13 protein-coding genes and 2 pseudogenes are annotated in these 20,104 nt (G+C 39.1%); 6 read left to right on the top strand and 9 right to left on the bottom strand.

The window, feature by feature from the left end:
* The first annotated feature begins 156 nt into the window (after positions 1-156).
* Both PAENI_RS30310 and PAENI_RS30305 read left to right on the top strand, forming a co-directional pair.
* Positions 157-1,968: a sensor histidine kinase gene (locus tag PAENI_RS30310; RefSeq protein WP_262495800.1), complete on the top strand. Its 1,812-nt coding sequence runs from the start codon at positions 157-159 to the stop codon at positions 1,966-1,968.
* Complete coding sequence (locus PAENI_RS30305; protein WP_149647814.1) at positions 1,946-3,172, top strand: response regulator transcription factor; 1,227 nt, start codon at positions 1,946-1,948, stop codon at positions 3,170-3,172. Before PAENI_RS30310 ends, PAENI_RS30305 begins: the two co-directional genes overlap by 23 nt.
* Positions 3,173-3,347: 175 nt before the next feature.
* Here the strand turns inward: PAENI_RS30305 and PAENI_RS30300 are convergent, their stop codons facing one another.
* Both PAENI_RS30300 and PAENI_RS30295 read right to left on the bottom strand, forming a co-directional pair.
* Positions 3,348-5,096, bottom strand: coding sequence for a class I mannose-6-phosphate isomerase (locus tag PAENI_RS30300; protein ID WP_223179043.1), 1,749 nt, complete (start codon positions 5,094-5,096; stop codon positions 3,348-3,350).
* A gap of 4 nt (positions 5,097-5,100) precedes the next feature.
* Positions 5,101-6,039, bottom strand: coding sequence for an ROK family protein (locus tag PAENI_RS30295; RefSeq protein WP_149647812.1), 939 nt, complete (start codon positions 6,037-6,039; stop codon positions 5,101-5,103).
* A gap of 219 nt (positions 6,040-6,258) precedes the next feature.
* On the opposite strand from PAENI_RS30295, the gene PAENI_RS30290 reads away from it, so the two are divergent.
* Both PAENI_RS30290 and PAENI_RS30285 read left to right on the top strand, forming a co-directional pair.
* Positions 6,259-7,176, top strand: a complete 918-nt coding sequence (locus tag PAENI_RS30290) for an AraC family transcriptional regulator (protein ID WP_149647811.1) — start codon at positions 6,259-6,261, stop codon at positions 7,174-7,176.
* A gap of 188 nt (positions 7,177-7,364) precedes the next feature.
* Positions 7,365-7,652, top strand: coding sequence for a transposase (locus PAENI_RS30285; protein WP_149647810.1), 288 nt, complete (start codon positions 7,365-7,367; stop codon positions 7,650-7,652).
* 38 nt (positions 7,653-7,690) lie between these two features.
* On the opposite strand, the pseudogene PAENI_RS30280 reads toward PAENI_RS30285, so the two are convergent.
* From PAENI_RS30280 to PAENI_RS30260, 5 genes and pseudogenes are all read right to left on the bottom strand, one after another.
* Positions 7,691-7,957 (bottom strand): annotated as a pseudogene (locus tag PAENI_RS30280) (sigma factor); the annotation flags it as partial.
* Between the two features lie 85 nt (positions 7,958-8,042).
* Entirely contained in the window at positions 8,043-9,416 is a 1,374-nt protein-coding gene (locus tag PAENI_RS30275; protein ID WP_188114754.1) for a GTP pyrophosphokinase, read from the bottom strand.
* 319 nt (positions 9,417-9,735) lie between these two features.
* The gene (locus tag PAENI_RS32440) at positions 9,736-9,903 is read right to left on the bottom strand and encodes a hypothetical protein (RefSeq protein ID WP_223179042.1); all 168 of its coding nucleotides are present in this window, start codon (positions 9,901-9,903) and stop codon (positions 9,736-9,738) included.
* Between the two features lie 111 nt (positions 9,904-10,014).
* Entirely contained in the window at positions 10,015-10,989 is a 975-nt protein-coding gene (locus PAENI_RS32125; RefSeq protein WP_188114753.1) for a hypothetical protein, read from the bottom strand.
* A 958-nt stretch (positions 10,990-11,947) separates the two neighbouring features.
* A complete protein-coding gene (locus PAENI_RS30260; protein ID WP_149647807.1) occupies positions 11,948-13,456 on the bottom strand; it encodes a thiol-activated cytolysin family protein in 1,509 nt (502 codons plus the stop codon).
* Between the two features lie 167 nt (positions 13,457-13,623).
* Here PAENI_RS30260 and PAENI_RS30255 point away from each other — a divergent pair, with 167 nt between their 5' ends.
* Positions 13,624-13,827: a hypothetical protein gene (locus tag PAENI_RS30255; protein WP_149647806.1), complete on the top strand. Its 204-nt coding sequence runs from the start codon at positions 13,624-13,626 to the stop codon at positions 13,825-13,827.
* A gap of 174 nt (positions 13,828-14,001) precedes the next feature.
* Positions 14,002-14,133, top strand: coding sequence for a helix-turn-helix domain-containing protein (locus tag PAENI_RS30250; RefSeq protein ID WP_149647805.1), 132 nt, complete (start codon positions 14,002-14,004; stop codon positions 14,131-14,133).
* A gap of 422 nt (positions 14,134-14,555) precedes the next feature.
* Here PAENI_RS30250 and PAENI_RS30245 read toward each other — a convergent pair whose 3' ends face one another.
* Together PAENI_RS30245 and PAENI_RS30240 are read right to left on the bottom strand one after the other, a co-directional pair.
* The gene (locus tag PAENI_RS30245; RefSeq protein ID WP_188114752.1) at positions 14,556-19,238 is read right to left on the bottom strand and encodes an S-layer homology domain-containing protein; all 4,683 of its coding nucleotides are present in this window, start codon (positions 19,236-19,238) and stop codon (positions 14,556-14,558) included.
* 446 nt (positions 19,239-19,684) lie between these two features.
* Positions 19,685-20,104, bottom strand: a pseudogene (locus PAENI_RS30240) (Gfo/Idh/MocA family protein); the annotation flags it as partial.

Raw genomic sequence — 20,104 nt, 5'->3', positions numbered from 1 at the left:
GGTGCTGCCCCTCCACACTATAACGGTCATTCAATTTTCTGAACATGGTCAAATGTTGATGTAGTGTTCTAATATTGGGATATATCACTATTCTATTGTCAGCCATTATTGAAAGCGTTATATTTAGTACTACAAGGAGAGATTCTATTGAAAATAATGAAATCGATCAATGCCAGGATCATCCTCTCTCTCTCTCTCGTAATTGGATTATCCCTAATCAGCTTAGGCGTTATCAGTTATCAAATCTTCTCGAGATTCACTAAAAATGACATGATTAAATACGTCACCTCCGTAACGGCGCAGACGAATCAAAGTCTAGATCTCTATTTAAGCGAAATCAAAGACTCCTTGCATTTTCTTTCCGTCGATAAGGATTTAATCTCTAATCTGCAAAGTTCTATATCCAAAAACAGTTATGCCATAGAGCACGATCAAATCCGGGTAAGAATAACCGAGATCCTGTACAACATATTTGCCGAGAAGAGCGATATTCGCGGATACTTTATTTATAATAACGACTATAAGATTTCCTTTATTAATAACAAAGCGCTGATTGGATACGATTCTCCTTTTCTTAACAAGGTATGGGCTGATTTCAAGAATACTCAGTATGCGTTACAAACCCGCTTTTATGGCTCCCATAAGCCCGATTACTATGAGAGCAGTTACAATAAAACCGATGGTAACGTTATTACGATAGCCGCCAATATTAAGGATGCTTACGACCCTTCGAACTCTACGTTATATGGGGTCGCCATATTCGATTACAACATTAGCAAGCTCAAACGCATCTATGACCAAATTCAAACCCAAACAGGCATTGAATCTATTATCGTCGATGACCAGCAACAATTTATCTATCAGACCGATCCGTCTCTTACTTTATCGAGCTCTTCCATGGAGAAACTATTCGAGCATTCCTCCGGTTACTGGACGGAGAATATCGGAGGCGGCAAGAGTTTGATTTCCTATTCCACCTCAGATGTAACCGGTTGGAAGACCGTTAGCCTGCTCTCCTTCGCGCAACTCGACCAAAATTTAAAGCTTATCCGTAATACAACGCTTACTCTACTTGCCATAATGGTTACGCTCACGATTTTATTCGCATCGGCAATGACGATTCGAACGAATAAGCCGATATTGGTTCTTGTGAAATTCATCAAGAACGTCGGCAAAGGTAACCTTAATCTCCGTCTGGAAAGGAAAACGAAATACGAAGAATTCTCGGTGCTAAATCGAGGAATCAACGATATGTTGGATAGAATCAATGAACTGATCGAGGAATCCGTGAAACGCCAGCTACTCCAAAAAGAAGCCGAATATGATGCACTCCAGTCCAAAATGGATCCGCATTTTCTTTACAATACGTTGCAATCCATTTCATCTCTCTCTATTCTAGGTCGTAATGCAGACATAGAAAAAGTCACGTACGCCTTGCGGGACATGTTGCATTATTCGCTATATCGTCAAAATGATATGGTACCCATTCAATCCGAGGTTCGTTCCGTAGAAAACTATCTAAACATCCAAAATATTCGATATGATGGCAAAATTCGCTTCGAATTTCATGCCGACGATGGCGTCCTCTACTATTCCATCAATAAATTCACGCTTCAACCTCTTATTGAAAACGCAATTTATCACGGGGTCGAAGGAATCGATGGAGATTGGTTAATCAGTATTCGTATTACCAAACAATCCGAAGAAGTGAGAATTAAAATATCCGACAATGGCATTGGAATGACGCCTGAACGGCTTCTTGATTTACGATCCCAATTATCCAATAAGAATTTGCGTACAGGAAGTATCGGATTATTCAGTGTAGCAGATCGTTTAGAGCTCAAATTCGGCCCAAGCGCAACTCTGGAAATCGATAGCATACAACATGAGGGGACAATCATCGTTCTGACGATACCCCAGCATTATACTGAAAGAGGCGATCAACATGACGACGGTACTACTAATTGATGATGAACCGCTAACTACCCAAGCCATTCGTCAAATTCTTCAAGTTCACTTTCCATCGATCGATATTATTGGAGAAGTAACGAACGGTGATAAAGCCTGGGATTCTATTCTGAGGAGAACGCCGGATTTCATCATTAGCGATATTCGCATGCCCCATATGGATGGGCTGCAATTAATGGAGAGGATACGCGAGGCAGGCTTGTCCGTCAAAGTGATCTTAATTAGCGCTTATGACGATTTCGAATACGCGAGGAGAGCTATTTCTCTTGGCGCTTTCGGATACATGGTCAAACCTTTCATGCAAAACGAGCTCATTCAGGAAGTAAGTCGCGTATGCAATGAGATCGAAACAGAACTCGCGCATAAGCAAGACATTTCCAAGATCATTCCTTTCGTAGAAGAGAATATGATTAGGAAGTTGCTTGTAGGCAAGCTGAAGCAAGGCGATCTCAACCTGTTAATAAATTTATCGGGCGGCGACTGGAACCAATATGTTCTAACGATTTTCCGATTCAATCGCACCTCCGAAAATAAAGAGATTCTCAAAGAAATCGTTAAGATCAGCATGTCCGAAGAGATCAACAGCCTATTTGCGAATCATGGTTGCCGCGTCGTGAGTTTTTTTCAAAAAGAATACGAATTGGTTGTCCTACATACACCTAAATTGGACGATATTCCGATCTTACAGGTTTGTCTTGAGACATTATCCAAATATACGGAAGTTACAATTCTAACCGGTAGTTGCAGAATGAACTTCACGCTTGAACAAATATCGTTTGCTTATGTGGAAGCCGATAAAAACCTTATCGAGTCCTATACGAGTTCAGTCATTACTCTCCCAGATCACGATCTTACATCGAATGAAAAAGAAGATTATCATTCCGAACTTATGACAAGAGCAGCGGAATACTGCAAAAAGGAATTTGCGAAGGATATCAGTCTGCAAAAGATATCCGATCACCTAAATCTCAATAAATACTATTTCTGCACCTTATTTAAGTCGCACTTTGATTTAACCTTCTGGGAGTATATCACGGATCTACGTATCGGATATTCCAAAGAGCTTCTTTCTCTCACCAACGAGAAAACAACGGAAATATCTGAAAAATGCGGTTATCTTAACATAAGTCACTTCGGAAAAATATTTAAGAAGACGACCGGATTAACTCCCGCTGAATATCGCAAGCAGCATCAGACGAAATAATGGATTAGAAACAAAAAAACCGTCCTAAGATGGAACTAGGACGGTTTTTTTATCACCAAGAAATGAAACAACTTTATTGTAAGACGGATTTTAATAATCTCTTATGTTTCTTCTCGAAATGCTCTTTCTTTAATAATTCGAACAGCGTTTACTTCAGCTTTAATCGAAAATTCTGCTATGTTCTAACATAGGCCTTGATTGTCCCCATTTTTTTTCCTACGCTATTACCATGAGGGCGTACCGAATAGCTGCCGACCATTGCAGGAATGATAAATGTTTCAGCATAATGAACTACAAATGGCTCAAAGGCATTTGTAGGACTTTCGACTATAGCTTCCTCCCCCTCTATTAGATTGAGAACATTGACACCGCCATCAGTGTTATGGATGACTGGTCCTGAGAACCAATGTCTTCTAGTTTCAATAAACTGCCTGTCGTGTAAGCCTGTCTTTTCTTCGATCCATCCATCGCCTTCACCCATTTGTTCTAGACAATTGATTATATTTTCACTGACCCACTTCTCGTCTCTTTCCCATTGAATAGAATTGATTCCGTGTTCAAGATGGACAGGTCTTGGTATCCCATCCATCCCCAACCGTTCCCAATCCCATAATTTAAACGTGAAGTAATTGGGTGTTGCACTTATTTCTAATACCAAGGAATCTTTACCCTGCGAATGAATAGTACCTGCTGGTATTAAAAAATGGTCATGCTTTTTAGCTGGAAATTGATTAATATACTTTTGGTCGTCAAATTTACTGCCTTCATCATATGATTGTTTTAAATCTTGAATCATTTCATTGGAATTTATATCATCCTTGACACCCAAATAAACGATAGCATCTTCTTTTGCATCAACGATGTAATAGCTTTCATCTTGCGTATAATGCACCCCAAACGTTTGTTGCGCATAATCAACCAATGGATGAACCTGTAAACTAAGATTTCCGCCCCCAAAAGTATCTAAAAAGTTAAATCGAATCGGGAACTCCGCGCCAAAACGTCCATATACCTTTTCACCCAAAAGATCAACTGGATGTCTAAAAACAGCATTAATAGCTGGGACTTCAATTTTTACGTCCCCGTATCTTAAAAAAAGACTATTTTCTTCTGGTACACCATTAAAGCTCCAAGCATAGTTTTCAACTGACGGATCAAGACCAAGCTTTTCTTTCATCCATTGCCCTCCCCATACTCCAGGGGCAAAGTAAGGAATCACTCTAAAAGGCTGGCTGACTGTTTGCTTTAATCCAGCTAAGTAGGTTGCCCCCTCTACCAGCTTTGGTTCATTGCTGCAGTTCGTATCTAATAGATAATCTATTTTTTCAAACAACTTCCTTTTATGTCTGTCCGCAACTGGCCATTCAAAGAAATAGCCTCTTTTAATCTTTCTAACCGCATCCTCATTATGGTTGTCTGCTCTCCAATTTGAAATTTCATTATTACTATATCTTTTTTGGATTTCCCACCTTGCCAAATCAGCATATATGAGAATATCAGGATCACATACAAGAGTAGCACCAGAACCATAAATAATGATTAAACCGCTATCAATGTTACTAATAGCACTTCTAGCCTCTTCCAAACGTTCATCATCTAAAAAATCCCCAAAATTATGAAGCGATATCTTCCCAAATACTCTATCCGTTGTTAGATGAAATTTAATCATATCCGTTACTTTATCGCTAGAATAATATAAATCATCTGCAAAAATTGTATAGGCAGGTTCCATTACTGAAACAAGATTAGCTTTTAGTTCTTCCATTCTTACGCCAGGATAACAATCGACGGTAACGATAGTCTTTTGCTTTCCTAGTCTGATTATTGCCGCATTAAGCTCATTCTTAATGTTTCCGTAATCTTGCCAAGCATGATCATTTGAATTGGATACTAGTATCTCTGGGTACATATTAAAATTAGCCATTATTTTATTCCTTCCTTCTAATAGATTGCTTTAATAGATTTGCTACACCTTTAAATGTACTCAGTGAGGTTTCTTCAGAACATTCAATGTTTACCGTTTTGTTCTCAAGCGTTTCATAAACCCCATTCATAAACAAATCTTTACTTTTTGTAATTTGACCGCCAAGAATGATCGCATCTGGTTTAAAACTTTTTATATATGGATTTAAAGCTTTTCCTATATATTCTCCAAACATTCGGAATGCCATCTTTGCCCTCTGGTCTTCATTTTTGCCCATAGCGGCTAATGTTTCCACTTCGTTGTCTGATGTACTAAGGCCTAATTCATTCGCCAGTTTTAAGATACCTCTTTTAGAAATATAGTCATCGACTATGGATTGCTTAAATGGTTGATTATAGATCCATCCATTTTCCGGTATATCTTGTCTGTCTTTTACCAATTTTCCATTTTCCATAAATGCCGATCCTGCCCCCGTACCAATCGTTAAAAAGATGGATTTGTTGTAACCTCCAGCCTTGCCGGATACATGTTCTCCTAAAGCAAACAGGCTAGCATCATTATCAAAAACAATCTGAAACTCATTACTTGTCTTTGAATGAAAAGAACTTTCTTGTTTAAGACGATTTATTAATAGATCACGAAGGTTCACTTCGTATATCTCTTCAAATTTATCGATACCTTTGATGTAACTTATCCCGCTTTCATAATCAAATGGACCTGGAAATGCATAGCCAACTCCAGTTATTTCGAAGTCTTTATCCAAAATTCCATTTGTTTGCTGCTTAATGATGAACACCAAATGTTCAATGATACCTTCTTTAGTCTCTTTTGATTTCGAGGGGAAGATGGCATACGAGTTAGGAACTATTTCCCCATCGTCATTTAAAACAGCTGATTTTATAAACAATCCTCCGACATCAAATGCGATTGAATATTTATTCATTACAACTCTTCACATCCCTTTTTGGCAAAACACCCTTTTTATATTGGATCATTCAATATTTAATTTTAGTATAAATCTTGTTCTCTCCTTAATCTTTTGAGAAACCAGTCATATTTTTATAAAATCGAGACATTCGTGATACACTCGTGGAGAAATATGCTACTATCAAAGCGGGAACATTAATGTGGTTCATCATTATTTTGAAAGGGGAAGACAGCCATGGAATGGACTGATTTGTTTATAGATGGTTCAATTGCTCTTAATCAGGAATCTATTCAAGTCAATGGAAGTGATGTTTCCATTCTAATTCACTATTGGGGTGCTCAACCCGATCATTACAATAACAAGCCACATCAACATTCTTATTTTGAACTGTGTTATATTGTCAACGGTGAAGGTGAGTATATGGATGATGGACATTCATTTCATATAACGAGTGGGTCCCTTTTCCTTTCCCGCCCCTTCGTTAAACACCAAATTTTAAGCGAAACTGGATTGGAAATTATTTTTGTTGGATTTGAAATTATAAAAACAAAATCAACAAAGAAATTAATAGAACTTTTCACTAATCTAGAAAAAACGAAAAAATTCATTATTAATAATGCTAGCCAATCTCCCGTTGTAAAACTATGGACTTCGATCCTCGTTATGGCCTGTGATTTTTACCTATTGTTCAACGACTGCTTTCAAGGCTTATGTTCTTCTTTCTATTCAAGTATTGTTGGTTTATTTAATGAACAACAAATTAAATACAAAAAGAATAAAGAAATTCGTATTTATTCGTCCTTAGTATATCAAGCGAAGCTATACATCCATGACAACCTATCTCAATCATTGAAAATGAGCGATGTAGCGGATTTTATTCACATTTCAGAAAGACACTTATCACGTATTTTCCAGGATGAATTAGGCCAATCGTTTTCAAATTATATTAAAAGAGAGAGAATGAGAAAAGCCAGCATCCTCCTCTCAGATACCGACCTTACCCTCAAAGAAATTTCAGAAATGTCAGGTTTTAAAACAGTTCACTATTTTACCACTGTTTTTTCAGCAGAAATGGGAATGCCGCCTGGGGAGTTCAAGAGAAAGCTCAACCAACAAACGCTGTTAGTACCAAAATATACTGAAACTTATTAACAGAGCACTTCTATAAACTGATCAAGAATCTGAATAGCGTTTTTTTGTTTTCAACCAGCAAATCAAAGCACTTTGGGGATATACGTATTCGACTTGTTTTATATATTAATTTTATAAGAAAACCGACAAGTGGTAGTATGCCCTTCAAGTAGTCACTCAAAAAAAACTGATGTTATCATGAGGAACGAGTGAAACTTGGAGGGGTGTTGGGTATTGATGATTTTGCTATCCGGGAAGGTCATACCTGCAATACGGGGCTGCATGATTTGCGTGGTGACTCTTTGCTGGACATCATTCTAGGCTGGACATCGAAAGAATTACTTGCTTATTATGAGAATCATCCTAAGATGGGTCTGCTTAATCCGGTTGCCGTGGTTATGGATTTAGCGCATTTTTCCCGCAGTAGGGGCAACTTGGAAGCACGATCATGGGAGTCACCTTCAGAAATATTGAATCGTTCGCTTCATTTGGAATGAGTTTACTTACACGAAACTATGGTAGACCTAAAAATAATTTCGGAGCCAAGGATATCTATGAGCGTGATTTCGTTACCCTCTTTGTCCGTTCCAATCGGATCGTGCAGAGATACATCTTTACGAGTTTTCTTCAAGGATCTTAGGTGCATCAGAATTTCGTTTTCGATACAACGGGCAGCAAAAGTGGCCAGCTTTGTGCCTTTGTTCGGGCGGTAGCTCTCGATGGCTTTAATCAAGCCGATCGTGCCGATGGAGATCAGATCCTCCATGTCTTCTCCGGTATTATCGAATTTTTTGAGGTTATGGACATGATGCGATGTAACTTAGAGATTCTTATTTAAATATCAAGCATGACCTCATCTGCACTTTCTACGTGTCAAGATATGCCCATTACGTGAGCTTTGATAATAATTTTGAACCGGTCATTTCCAGGTAAACTTCATGTTCCTTCTCCCATCGCTGGTATGAATCGATGTTTCTATGGATCAAATCAATGGTGTTGTCTACAACATGCTTGATTTCTTCAATGCTACGGTCATATATAAATGTAATGGAATCAATTTGCGTAAAACAGTACGCTATTTCCTTCATAAGCAAGTTCGTAATGTAACCTGCTTCTTCACTATTAAATTTTGAACGCAATTTCACAAAGTTGATATTCTCTTCCAATAAATTCTTGAAAAATCCAATAAAATTCTCAAAATCCTCCGCATTATTACCTGGTTGTATTTCAAATAAAACTCGAAAGAATAAGTTCCAATTAAAATCACGATTGATAGACTTTAAGATTGTGCTGCCGATCATATGGCTAAATTCATCTTGAAAATATATATCCTTCTCAAATGTTATTTCATTAGTAAAGCAAACATGATTCCGACTGACATCATTCAACCTATTCAATGTTTTAACTAATGTTTCACTGTAGTCTCCTAGTTCTTCCGCATTATTTGATCGAAAAATATATTTCATGATAGTATCACTGGATTCTTTAAAATCCACAATAAGACCCATGTTATTTTCCATTTTTAATGAATAAATATCATAAATAATCTTTGACAGCAGCTTCTGGATCTGCCGTTTCCGATTGGTAGGATTAATCGAATCTAGTTTATTGATTTGATTATCTACTGCCAGTAGTTGACTATCAATCATCAAGAGATTTTTCTTAATCGACGTCATTAGGTTTTTTATAAATTCGTCTCCCAAGGTATAATTATTATTTTTGTAGATGACCTTGTGCTCAATCTCTCCCCAGAATATATTCACGAGAGATTTAATTTGCAATTCAAAGCTGATCTTATTACCCTCATATTGGCAATACCCGTCTATCCTGAATATTTCAAAGCCGTTTTTTTGCCGTTGAGGTTGTTCTCCTGCCAACTTTAATTTTATGTTTTTATTCGTGGAATTGTAAAAATACCCATCTTCATCTTGTTCATGAAAATGTTTTTTTAGTAGCTCACATATTTCTTTTTCATCTTCAATAAATCTGCATTCAATTCGTATCCCGATTAAATCTGACAGGTCTGAAATCAGTTGCTGTGGAGATGTATATTTTTTGTAGTAGCCATTTCGAAGGATTTTTTCTTTTAGACTTGATGTAGATTTGACTCTGGAATTAATGTTCAAAGACCCTTCATTATAATCTTCTAATACTTTTTCAAAATATAACCGTATATCTCTGCTTGCTACATTCAATTCATTTCTGGAATCCTCCAGATACTCTGTAACATTCTCTATAAAATCGAACAATTTTAATTCCATAAAGCCCCTCCTTATGATTATCATGACAAGCCTAAAGCTTCCCTGAATTAAAATCAGGATACCATCCTGCATCGATGGGTGCAAAAGAAAAAGTGGTGTCTGATAAACGTATCTCCTGAGAGTCAATTCGCTTCTAGCAGGAAACAAAATGATTAAGAAATGACCCTTCCATACATGTTGGAAGGGTCTAGACACCGATGCACCTTGCTTTAATTATTCCTCACCAACAGTGAACAAAGTTTATACGATGAGTCCCCACCAAATGAAAGCCTACGGAAGATCGTGCTCTGGCACTTATTTTTTTATACTCATTCCTACCTCACCCAATAATCTTAATCGCATTCTCTTTAATCTGTGTAACCATCTCTACAAGTTTTCGTTGCTTCGTACCGTCAAACAGCTTGATGAAGCTCTGCGGCTTGTCAAAGGGGGGCTTAATCAGTTCAGACACATTGTCGATATAACCATAAACGTTACGAAGTGACACAGAAAATAAAGAATTATGCTCGTATCATGTTATTTATATCTATATAGATCCTTTTTCATATCGTTTCTAATATAAGTATTGAACTATCGGTCAACTTGAATCTACAAAAACCTATTTTAGTAGTTTGAAAGATTTCCCAATGTTCAAATCACCATAGAGTTGGTCAAACAGCTTGCCGTCCTTCGACTGGGGATCAAACGGATTGGACTGCGGAGTTGTATACACATACACCATTCCGTTGGCTTCCGTAATTACACTCCCTACAGGTGGACCTTGTTCACTGGAGAGGTAGCTCCAATCATTTTTGGAGAATACAGAGATCATCAGTAGCATTTCAGCATCTTTTCGATCTTTTGACGTATAATCGAACTGCACTACATGCTTAGCCAACGGTATGATTTTATTTGCACTTTCACCTGCATATTGGCTTGCCTTGTAATGTCCCTTCCATGAAGCGGGCAATTTCAAACTGAAGTTTGCCTGAGAATTAGTGTATAGTTCTTGGCTATCCGCCACAACATCTTTTGCCAAAACATCTTTAAGTTTATTCCCTTCCCATGTTAAGATCAGATGATCCACGTATCCACCATTTCCTCCTTGAGGGGCTGTTGTGATAATATCGTTCACTTTGTTACCTGTATAGTCACCGATAATCAAATTCGGTTCTCTTCCAAGTTCTCCGTACAATTTCCCGTCCGTTCCTTCGTACACCCAATCATATTTATCGTATCTGTTGGTTTTTCCATCTTGCACGATGACGGATAAATTACTCGCATACGCATCCAGTTTTCCATCAATTTTTTCTTTTGTCCCGACCAAAATCACTTGGTCTTTAACGGAGTCACCGGTAACATCGGATTTTTTGTAATCAAGTACATACGTATTTTCCTTCAGTTTAAGTTCGGGTACTTTAATTTTTTGACCAATTTCTATTTTTGGCAATGTTTTTTTGGACTGCTGATTCACCACTTTTGGAGCTGAGGTTGCCTGTTTTGCTAATGAAATTTGTGGCGCCCCGATTCCAACCGCACAAATGAAACCCGCCAGTACTAAATAAGGAATTTTTTTTGTAAACTGTTTTTTCATCTTCCAAACCTCCGTTTATTCTTGTTTGTCTCTTACGTAAGTAAGACGTATGAGGTAACCTAAAAAGTTTGTTTCTGGGTTGGCGAAGATTTTTCTTATATCGCTCTCAACTGAAGCTGTCTTTTTTCCTTAATTTAGCATAACTTTCTCCGACCATTTTCGAACTGTCACAGTTTTGGTTTTCTGATTCCAATCTACAGTTATCTGTCCTATATGATCGTTTCGTTCCTCGTACGTAAATGTACGTTTACTTTCTCTGCGTTCGATTTGGTTATTTTTGATTTTAACAGGGTCGTGAAGAGAGCAAGCACGATAAACATCATCCCGCTCCAGATGAGTTGATGTATACCCAACCGTTTTTGTATGTGAAGGAAACGACATGCATAGAATTTGGTTCGCAGGAGAACATACTCATGGAAAATCCTGATTATTTTACAAGGAAATACTATGGAAAGTAACTATGCCAGCGGTTGTAAATTCTTCTGTTCAACCATTCCAAATGTGAATTGACGCTTGCAGCAAAGCTAGAGTCCACTATTTCAATATTCTTCGTGACTGTGCTGACATATGTGTTTGGGCATCTCAGTAGATAGCCCACGGCAGTATGTATGCGTAAGAAGTGGATATGGATATAGTGCAAACAGCGAGAGTGTCGACTCAAACATGAATCATTCAGTGTTGGACCATTCGGGTTCGAGAAAGTCCCACAAGGATTAAAGGAAGCGTCTAACCCAAAATTCAAAGTTGGCAGTCAAGCAATTATTACTATCGACCTTATACCGGGTATGAAAGTAATTTTGTATGTCTCATATGGAATCGATGTATACGGCGCCTTCTTTGATTCTCTTCTGTGCTCTGTTCTGGTGGGGAACGATTACCAAAGGAGATCAACCCTAAAACGAAAGGGGCTGTCCCTCGGCCATTTTCATGGCTTTGAGACGGCCCCTTTCATAAATCATTATTGACTAATCGAAGCTGTTGGGTATAACGTCGTTCCACCAATCGAAACTTTGATATTGCTGGATAATGGAACGTTCGTTTCATCAATCACGGTTCTCCACCAATCCCACGCAAGACCTGTACACTCTTTGGCGGAAATTTTGATGTTCTTGGCATTAGGAGGAAGTGGAATCTCTGTCGAGAAATGCGCTGTTTTATCTCGACCACTTCCTTCCCACGTTTTATGTGTAATGATTTCTTGTCCATTCGCATCAAATGTAAATTCATCCCAAGATATGTCAAACTGAGCCACGTATGCACCGCTGTGATCAAGCGTTATTTTACCTTTAGTATATTCTGTAGTTTTGGTCTCAATATATTCCGTATTGTTGTGAACAGCAGCAATGGAATTATCTTTCAAGAAGACACTCGTATAAGAAATTGGGTAAGCTGGATTTTTACTGCTAAATTGTGCATTGTCCTTAATTACATTTTGGATAACACTAAAGTCTTTCGAGACGATCTGGTTATGTGTTTGTGCATCGCCGCCTAATACAACAGCAGTAAATGAACTTTCATCATAAATATCTTTGTACTGTCCACTACCACTAGTTTGTATGTTAGGATTATTGAGCAATGCTTTAAATGCCGTCTGTACATCACTGCTCTTCGAGGTTGTCTCCAATTTCACGTAAATGGTTCTGCCATAAGCTACGTTGGATACCATCAGTGGCGGAGCCTCATTACTTACCCCTTTACGGGCTAATTCAGCAAACGTCACACTGTTGTCAAAAAGGTCCGATGGATTGTTAGGAAGAGTCGCACTTACGGTATAAAAGATTTGCTTATAAGCCGCTACCATCACTTTTTTCTCGCCGCTTGCGACCGCGTTAAAATCGATTCCGAGCGTATTGTTAAGGTATTGCGCGTTCACATTAAGTGCACTAGCAATTTGGTTTTTGCTGTACACCATCGATTCTGCATACTGTAATCTTGCAGGCAGGGTGTGCGTATCCGAATACTTCTCAACCCAAGTCGACACGAGCTGATCAACGGCACCAGAAACACTGCTGAAATTTGGAATTTGAACCGTAATTCTATTTTCACTCTTCAACCCAGGTAGATCAATGCTAATATCTAATGGTTGTCTCGCGGCCATAACCAGATTAGGCTGATTATTCGCAAAATCCTCATTTGCAAGCTGTATTGCACCTGGATACGTGCGATTCGTGATCGAATCAATAATGGAAATATCTACGGGTGAGGTTGCAAGTGATTTTTTATCCCGTTCAACCACAATAAATTTACCATTGGACTGGGTGCCTTCTTTGGGAACAAAACTACTAATATGATCGCCATTGACGGCCAAAACTTCATGACGATTATAATTTAGGTCTGCGATCCCAGTATCAATATCATTTGGCACGTATGCTTCAGCGAATGAAATACTAGAAAAAGTAAAGACGCTTACACAAACTAATAGACTTCCTAACCATTTTGCTCTTTTAAAACGTTTTTGAGATTTCATATACATATCCCCCTCCTTTTTTGTAAAGCAGTAGGACCCTACAATATATATAACGGTTTTTTTGGTAGAAAAGGTGATGTATTTGAAGCAAAAACATCACAAGGGTTACATTACATTTCACTCAATCCTCACAATCTTTTACCAGCAACACAAAACCAGCTAATGGTATGTCAAGTCAAACCCAAAAAGTAAAAGATGCTCTAATGCAAAAAGGTCTGCCTACAACCCAAAGCTCTGCGGATTCAAACGCAGTTTGGCTAGCGAGAGACACGATCAACGCTTATACGGATATTACGAAGTCCATGTTAAGCCAATATAACGTTCGAGAATTTATACTGGGTGTATACAGCCTGGTAGAATGGGTCAAGTAGAATTGTCGAATATGATAGATTATATCAATTCCATATTGCGGAGCCGTTAACTCTAGTGCAGTTGGCTACGGAAACTCGCATGAGCAGTCGGAATTTCATACGATTGTTTCGGCAACATTCAGGAATGAATTTTCCAGAGTACTTGCAGCATAAAAGGATAGAGTCGCCTGCCATTTGTTAATCGAAACAGACAATAAAATGGCCAATATCTCAAAAAGTGTTGGCTACCAAGATACAGCACATTTCCGAGAGGTGTTCCGCAAACTAATTGGGATTAGCCCAAGCGAATACCGTAAATCGCAGTAATAATTAAGGAAAGATTCAATGATCCTTCATCTTTTGAAGGAATCAATAGTAACGACACACAAGATAGTTCCCGATTATCCGATTCACAAAAAAGATAAAAAGCAACAGGGATAACGTTATTTAATTCGTCATTTTATTCAAGATGTGGTTTCCCATGTTCTTAAATGATACGTCTGGCCTCACCCTCATATGTTTCTGATAGTTATCTAAGAGTAACCGAAAAACCCACCTATCATCCCTCCTTTTACAGCATGCATGATAGGTAGATCGCCTAAATGGAACATTCCGTTCTGGTCAAAACTTTCTCGCGTTCGTTTATTTCCCAATATCATTATCTTTTCCTTCTGAAATTGTCCATATGAAAGTTAAAGTTATAACAACGCACCGCCAATATAGGACGGTGCGTCGTATCAAAGCGTTTGTTATTTAGTGTTTAGCATAGCTAATATCAAAGTGACTGCTTCAGCTCTGGTTGAAGAGGCATTCGGATTAAATTTGCCATTCCCATTCCCCTTAATCAATCCTGCTTCAGCTGCTGTTGCTACATAAGGTTTTGCCCATGCTGGAATTTGATCTGCATCATCAAACGCTAGTGTTGCATTTGGATTCACTTCAAGACCAAGTACACGAACAATAAGAACAACTAATTCGCTTCTAGTTATTTCATTATTTGCACGGAAAGTGCCATCTTTGTATCCAGAAATGAAACCTGCTTTTGAAAGTGCTTGAATGAATGACTGAGCCCATACTGGTGTTTTGCCTTGATCCGAAAAACTAAACTCAGAATCAACAGCATCCAATTTCAGCGCTCTAGCTAACATCGTTGAAAACTCACCACGAGTTACGGTACCTTTCGGTCTGAAGGTTCCATCCTCATAGCCACTGACAAAACCTAGTTCAACTGCTTTTTCGATAGAAGCCTTGGCCCAGTGATCTGAAATATCAGACAGATCTACTTTTGGAATCTCTGGCTCAGTTGGTTTTACTGGATCTGTTGGCTTAGTTGGCTTTTTATCATCTTCTGGTTTTGACGTAGGCTTAGGATCTGGTGTTGCTGTTGGACCTGGTGTTGGTGTTGGCGTTGGTGTTGGTTCCTGCGTTGGCGTCGTTCCTGCTTTTACAGTTACACCAATTTTAGTCGTCAAGTCTACGTTGTCTGAATTTACCACACCAATAGGCAACGTTACTATTCCAACTACAGTGAAGGTCTGTGCTGCCCTTTTCGCTGGGTCATAGCTTGAAGCAGCTACATCCCAGGTCACACTAGCAATTACTCTGCCAGTATCGGTGACTAGTTCTACTGTCGCAGGCAATCCAAGGGCTTCTGCTGTCTTGGCTGTTCCGCTCTCTACTCCAGTTATCGCTTCTGGTGCTGTTATGCTCACTAGAGTCTTGGCCTGTTCTGAATCTGACTCTCCATTTACAGTAACACTAATGCTTGTTGTTAGTTCAACGCTACCTGGATTTACCACACCTGCTGGCAATTCGACTGTTCCATCTACATCGAATTTCTGCTCTGTTTTTACATCTGGATCGTAACTTGAATTCTCTACATCCCATGTTACGTTAGCCCGCACATCTCCAGAGTTTGTTACCAATGTTACGGTTTCAGGCAAACCAAGGGCTTCTGCCGTCTTGACTGTTCCGTAGACTACTCCAGTTATCGCTTTTGGTGCTGTTATGCTCACTAGAGTCTTGTCCTGTTCTGAATCTGACTCTCCATTTACAGTAACACTAATGCTTGTTGTTAGTTCAACGCTACCTGGATTTACCACACCTGCTGGCAATTCGACTGTTCCATCTACATCGAATTTCTGCTCTGTTTTTACATCTGGATCGTAACTTGAATTCTCTACATCCCATGTTACGTTAGCCGGCACATCTCCAGAGTTTGTTACCAATGTTACGGTTTCAGGCAAACCAAGGACTTTTGCCGTCTTGTCTACTCCATTGGCTACTCCAGTAATTGGCCCTGGTGTTTTTATGCTCACAAGTGTATTATCCTGAGGCTTTGTTTCTGAATCACTATAAATATTGATTTCTGCTGCTGTTGCCCATCCATTATATGCCTCTATTGCTTCAAGCTGAATATACTGTGCTTTGATTGGATCAAACGTCACTTGCTTCAGTCTAGTATCAAATGGCCAAGTTCCACTTGTCACTTTGGTAAAGTTAGTTCCGTCCATACTGACATAAACGTTATACTTAGTTATAATGCCGCTTGTTCCTCCTGTGCTTCTTGGGAGATAGGAAAGTCTATTAACCTTGTAAACATCCCCCAAATTCAAAGTAATAGATTGAGGCAGAACATCAGACTTATCCCACTTGGTATGCCACATGGTTAGCGGATCTCCATCAATCGCAAAACGCGCTTCATCTTTTCCTGTCTCTTCACTTGTTGCCGTTGCTGTCATGCTGGACTGTGGGATTTTATTTACAATTACATTTATAGATGTTTGCAAGGATACATTGTTGGGATTGTCTAATACTTCTGGAAGAGTCACTGTACCAGGTACCAAGAATGTCTGTCCTTCTTTCATTGTAGGATCATAGCTTATGTTACTAATGTCCCATATTACTTCAGCCTTCATATTATGTGTACTTGTCTCTAACTTTACAGATTCCGGCAATTGGGGAATCAAATCTGTCTTTGAAATTCCAATTTCAAAATCAGTTACTGCTTCAGGGATTATAATGTTTACAAGTGTGGGATTTTGCACACCACCCTGTGGCTTCAGCTCATAGGATGCATTAGCCTTCGTAGCAAACTTATAAGTATCCCCTAATATATTCGTACCCTTAACAGTCTCAATTAGATTTCCGTCCTCATAAACCTCCAATTCTTGACCTTTCCATGGATTCAGAACAGTGCAATCTTTACCTTTTTCACTGAATATATTTACATAAGTCGTTATTCCATTCTCATTCTGCTTTGCATCCACCAAGAATGCACCTTTCGCTCTCAACCGTGTAAACTCCGCTGGCTGATCTTTATGCCAGTTCGCAAATACATTTATGAAGTCTTGATTGCTCTGCATCAGAGAATGGGTAATTGTATTATAGATCAGAGAAGCCTGAACGGATGCTCCCACTGTATGATTATTTCGTATTCCAACCCATTCACCGGCGGGGCGATCAAGAAGTCCTTTAGACAAAAAGTCAGTAATCTTGTCAATGTCATAACCAACATTAGTTGCAATCATTGTTGTGCGATCTTCTTTGTCATGGCCTTCATACCATGGTGCAATATATTTAAGATAATTCCGAGTATACTCGAGCAATTCAGAATCAGTTGCCATGCCTACTAGATCAGTAAGGTAAGTCGTATGAATGATTGGAGCGTTTCTTGGAACAGCAGGTACCCCTTCTGCTTCCGTGAATACCGTTAGTCCTCCGCCAGGTTGGCCCTCTGGAATAACATACGTTGGCAATGGCGATAAATTGTTACGAAACTCTTGCCACTTCACTCGCTTATCAGCATCCATACCTAGTTCCTTACTCGCCTTAATCGCTTTATCAAATACAAAGTAAGTACCAGCTAGATCCTGAAACGCATTCTTATACAGAGTTCCGCTTTCAATAGTAGATCCGCCTATAACGTATTTCCCTGTTACCTCATCTACAATAGCAAAGTCTTCAAAAAACTCAGTTAAATCGACCAACTTGTCGTATAAGAATTGTTCTAAATATTCATCGTCGCACGTATATTCCCAGTATTTAACCATTGGAACTAATGCCATGGCCGCATGGATTGGAGCACTATCATAAGCAGGGGCAGATGCATATCCCCATGGTGGCATAAATGTTGGGAACAAGACGCCTCTTATTCCTTCAGTAAATTTGGGATACCAATTCGAATTACCAATAACCCTATTTAATTCTTTAGGATCGGATGCCATATTCCGCCCCGTTTCCCAGTAATCATCAATTAATTTGGTATAAGACGCAATTTGATTCACCCTATTCGCTACAATGGCTGCATTTGGTGCCCGTTGAACATCTATATTCATAAAGAATCCACCGCTCCACGCTGTGTTAGTACTACCTGTCCAAGGAAATAAATTGCCACCAAATACTTCTGCAGGATTATCACTTTGAGCTTCCAAAGCTGCCCCTGTAGCATAAAGTTGACCGTAATAGATTCTCTCCATTAAAGAGGATTCATCTGCCAGCTTAATGTACGATTTTAACCAGTATTCTTTCCACCAATCCAGATGCTTCTGTTTCACCGTATACAGTGCAGCTTCTGAATCAATGCCTAAAACATGCGCCTTAGCTTCCTCCAACGATGTCGTGGAGCTCTTACCGCCTTCTGTTGCTGCGATAACAGTTACAGTTTCGCCTGCAGCTAGTTCAAATTTTGCCATACAGGTTTTGTCATCAACCTGACTAAATACAGGATCTTTATCCATAACTTTCAATACGGTAGAAAGTTCTACAGCATAATCGAACCCTTCTTCGGTACGTAAATGCTTGCTAAAGGAGATCAGCTTGTTAACTGGATCAATTGATGTAGTATGGGAGCTTACAGTCCCAGATTTATGGGTAGGAACAACCGTACTTACACCAATTTCCATATTTGCATCTGTTGTATTGGTAATTTCAGTTACAATCAAATTTTCTGTAGCTGATAGCCAGGTGCTGGTTTCAAAGCCTTTCTCTGAAACCGCCTTAACAATTCCATCTTTCATACTTTGATCGTATCTAAATGGCTTATTACCCGTACCTTCATCCAGTCTCTCATACGTAATTTTCCCATGGGTCGTAGTAGAAAAGGCACTAAGACTATAGCTCTTTTCCCAAGAATCTGCATGCGAGATATAAATTTGTTGCTTGTTCTTATCTCCTCCCATGAAAGCATTAACGGTCCCATTTCCCATTAGAGGTCCATCTGGAGATACAGTTGTTTCATTGCTAATTGTTGGCAATTGAGTGTAAATGATAGGATACTTATCTATTATGGAACTTACTTCCGCCCACTCTGCCTCGGCTTTTGATTGTTCATCTATCTGAGGAGCAGCATGTATATCTTTTGGAAACGCAAAGCTAGTGGCTATCAAACAAAACACAAGCAAGCTAGAAGCAGCTTTTCTAACTTTATTCATATTGTTTTCCCCCTTCATGTTGTCATCATTCAAAGCGACTAACTGAACAAAAGGCATGTTTCATAGATTCATAATAATGAACTGCAAATTAAAAACGTCTCCTAACTGTTTTTTAGCAATCACATATACACCACCTCCTCTCATCGCTTAAATCAGTTACCGGATCCCTCTCTTTTATTTTGGAATCGCTTTCATTTCATTGCAAAAAAATTCATACTTCTGTTTATATTTAATTAATTCACGCTTTAAATAGTATCCGAATTGTTTATTCGCTAGAATAGAGAAAAGAAACTTACTTGGTGGACTTTTTGAACCAAAAGGCTAGAAGAAATCGTCCAGTTGTATCGGCCGATTAAGTTAGATTAGTTCGTTAATAAAGGCAGATAAGGTATATTCCTTATCTGCCTTATGCATTAGGATTACGATTTGACTTCGACTTCTACCAATTAAAACGTAACAGAATAAAATTGATCGCTTTCGGAAAACGCTTTGGCTTGCAGACATACAAGGGCGCTACGAATCCCGTCCTTTAGTGGGGCAACAGATTCGGTGGTTCTGCCCTGCATCAGGTGTACAAAATTCCGCATGAGTACAATATCACCGCCGCCATGACGCGAGCCTTGGTCATCAAGCCGCACGGTGGTTACTTTGTCACTCATATGGTCAAATACTTTGATTTCATTGGTGGTGAAATCGAATTCCACGGTGCCCTTATAGCCATATAACCTAGCCCCTCGCCGTGCAGCCCCTTTGCGGGCAAAGAAGTTCTGCGAATACATGACGTGCATGCCGCTTTCGTATTTCACAATCATGCTGCCGGAGTCTTCGTTACCGGTGTCTACCGCAAAGCCGCAATAGTCGTTACG

This window comes from Paenibacillus sp. B2(2019) (genome assembly GCF_008370385.1).
Classification (GTDB): domain Bacteria; phylum Bacillota; class Bacilli; order Paenibacillales; family Paenibacillaceae; genus Paenibacillus_AQ.
Note: the sequence above shows the minus strand (reverse complement) of the source record. Positions and strands in the feature narration are given on the sequence as shown.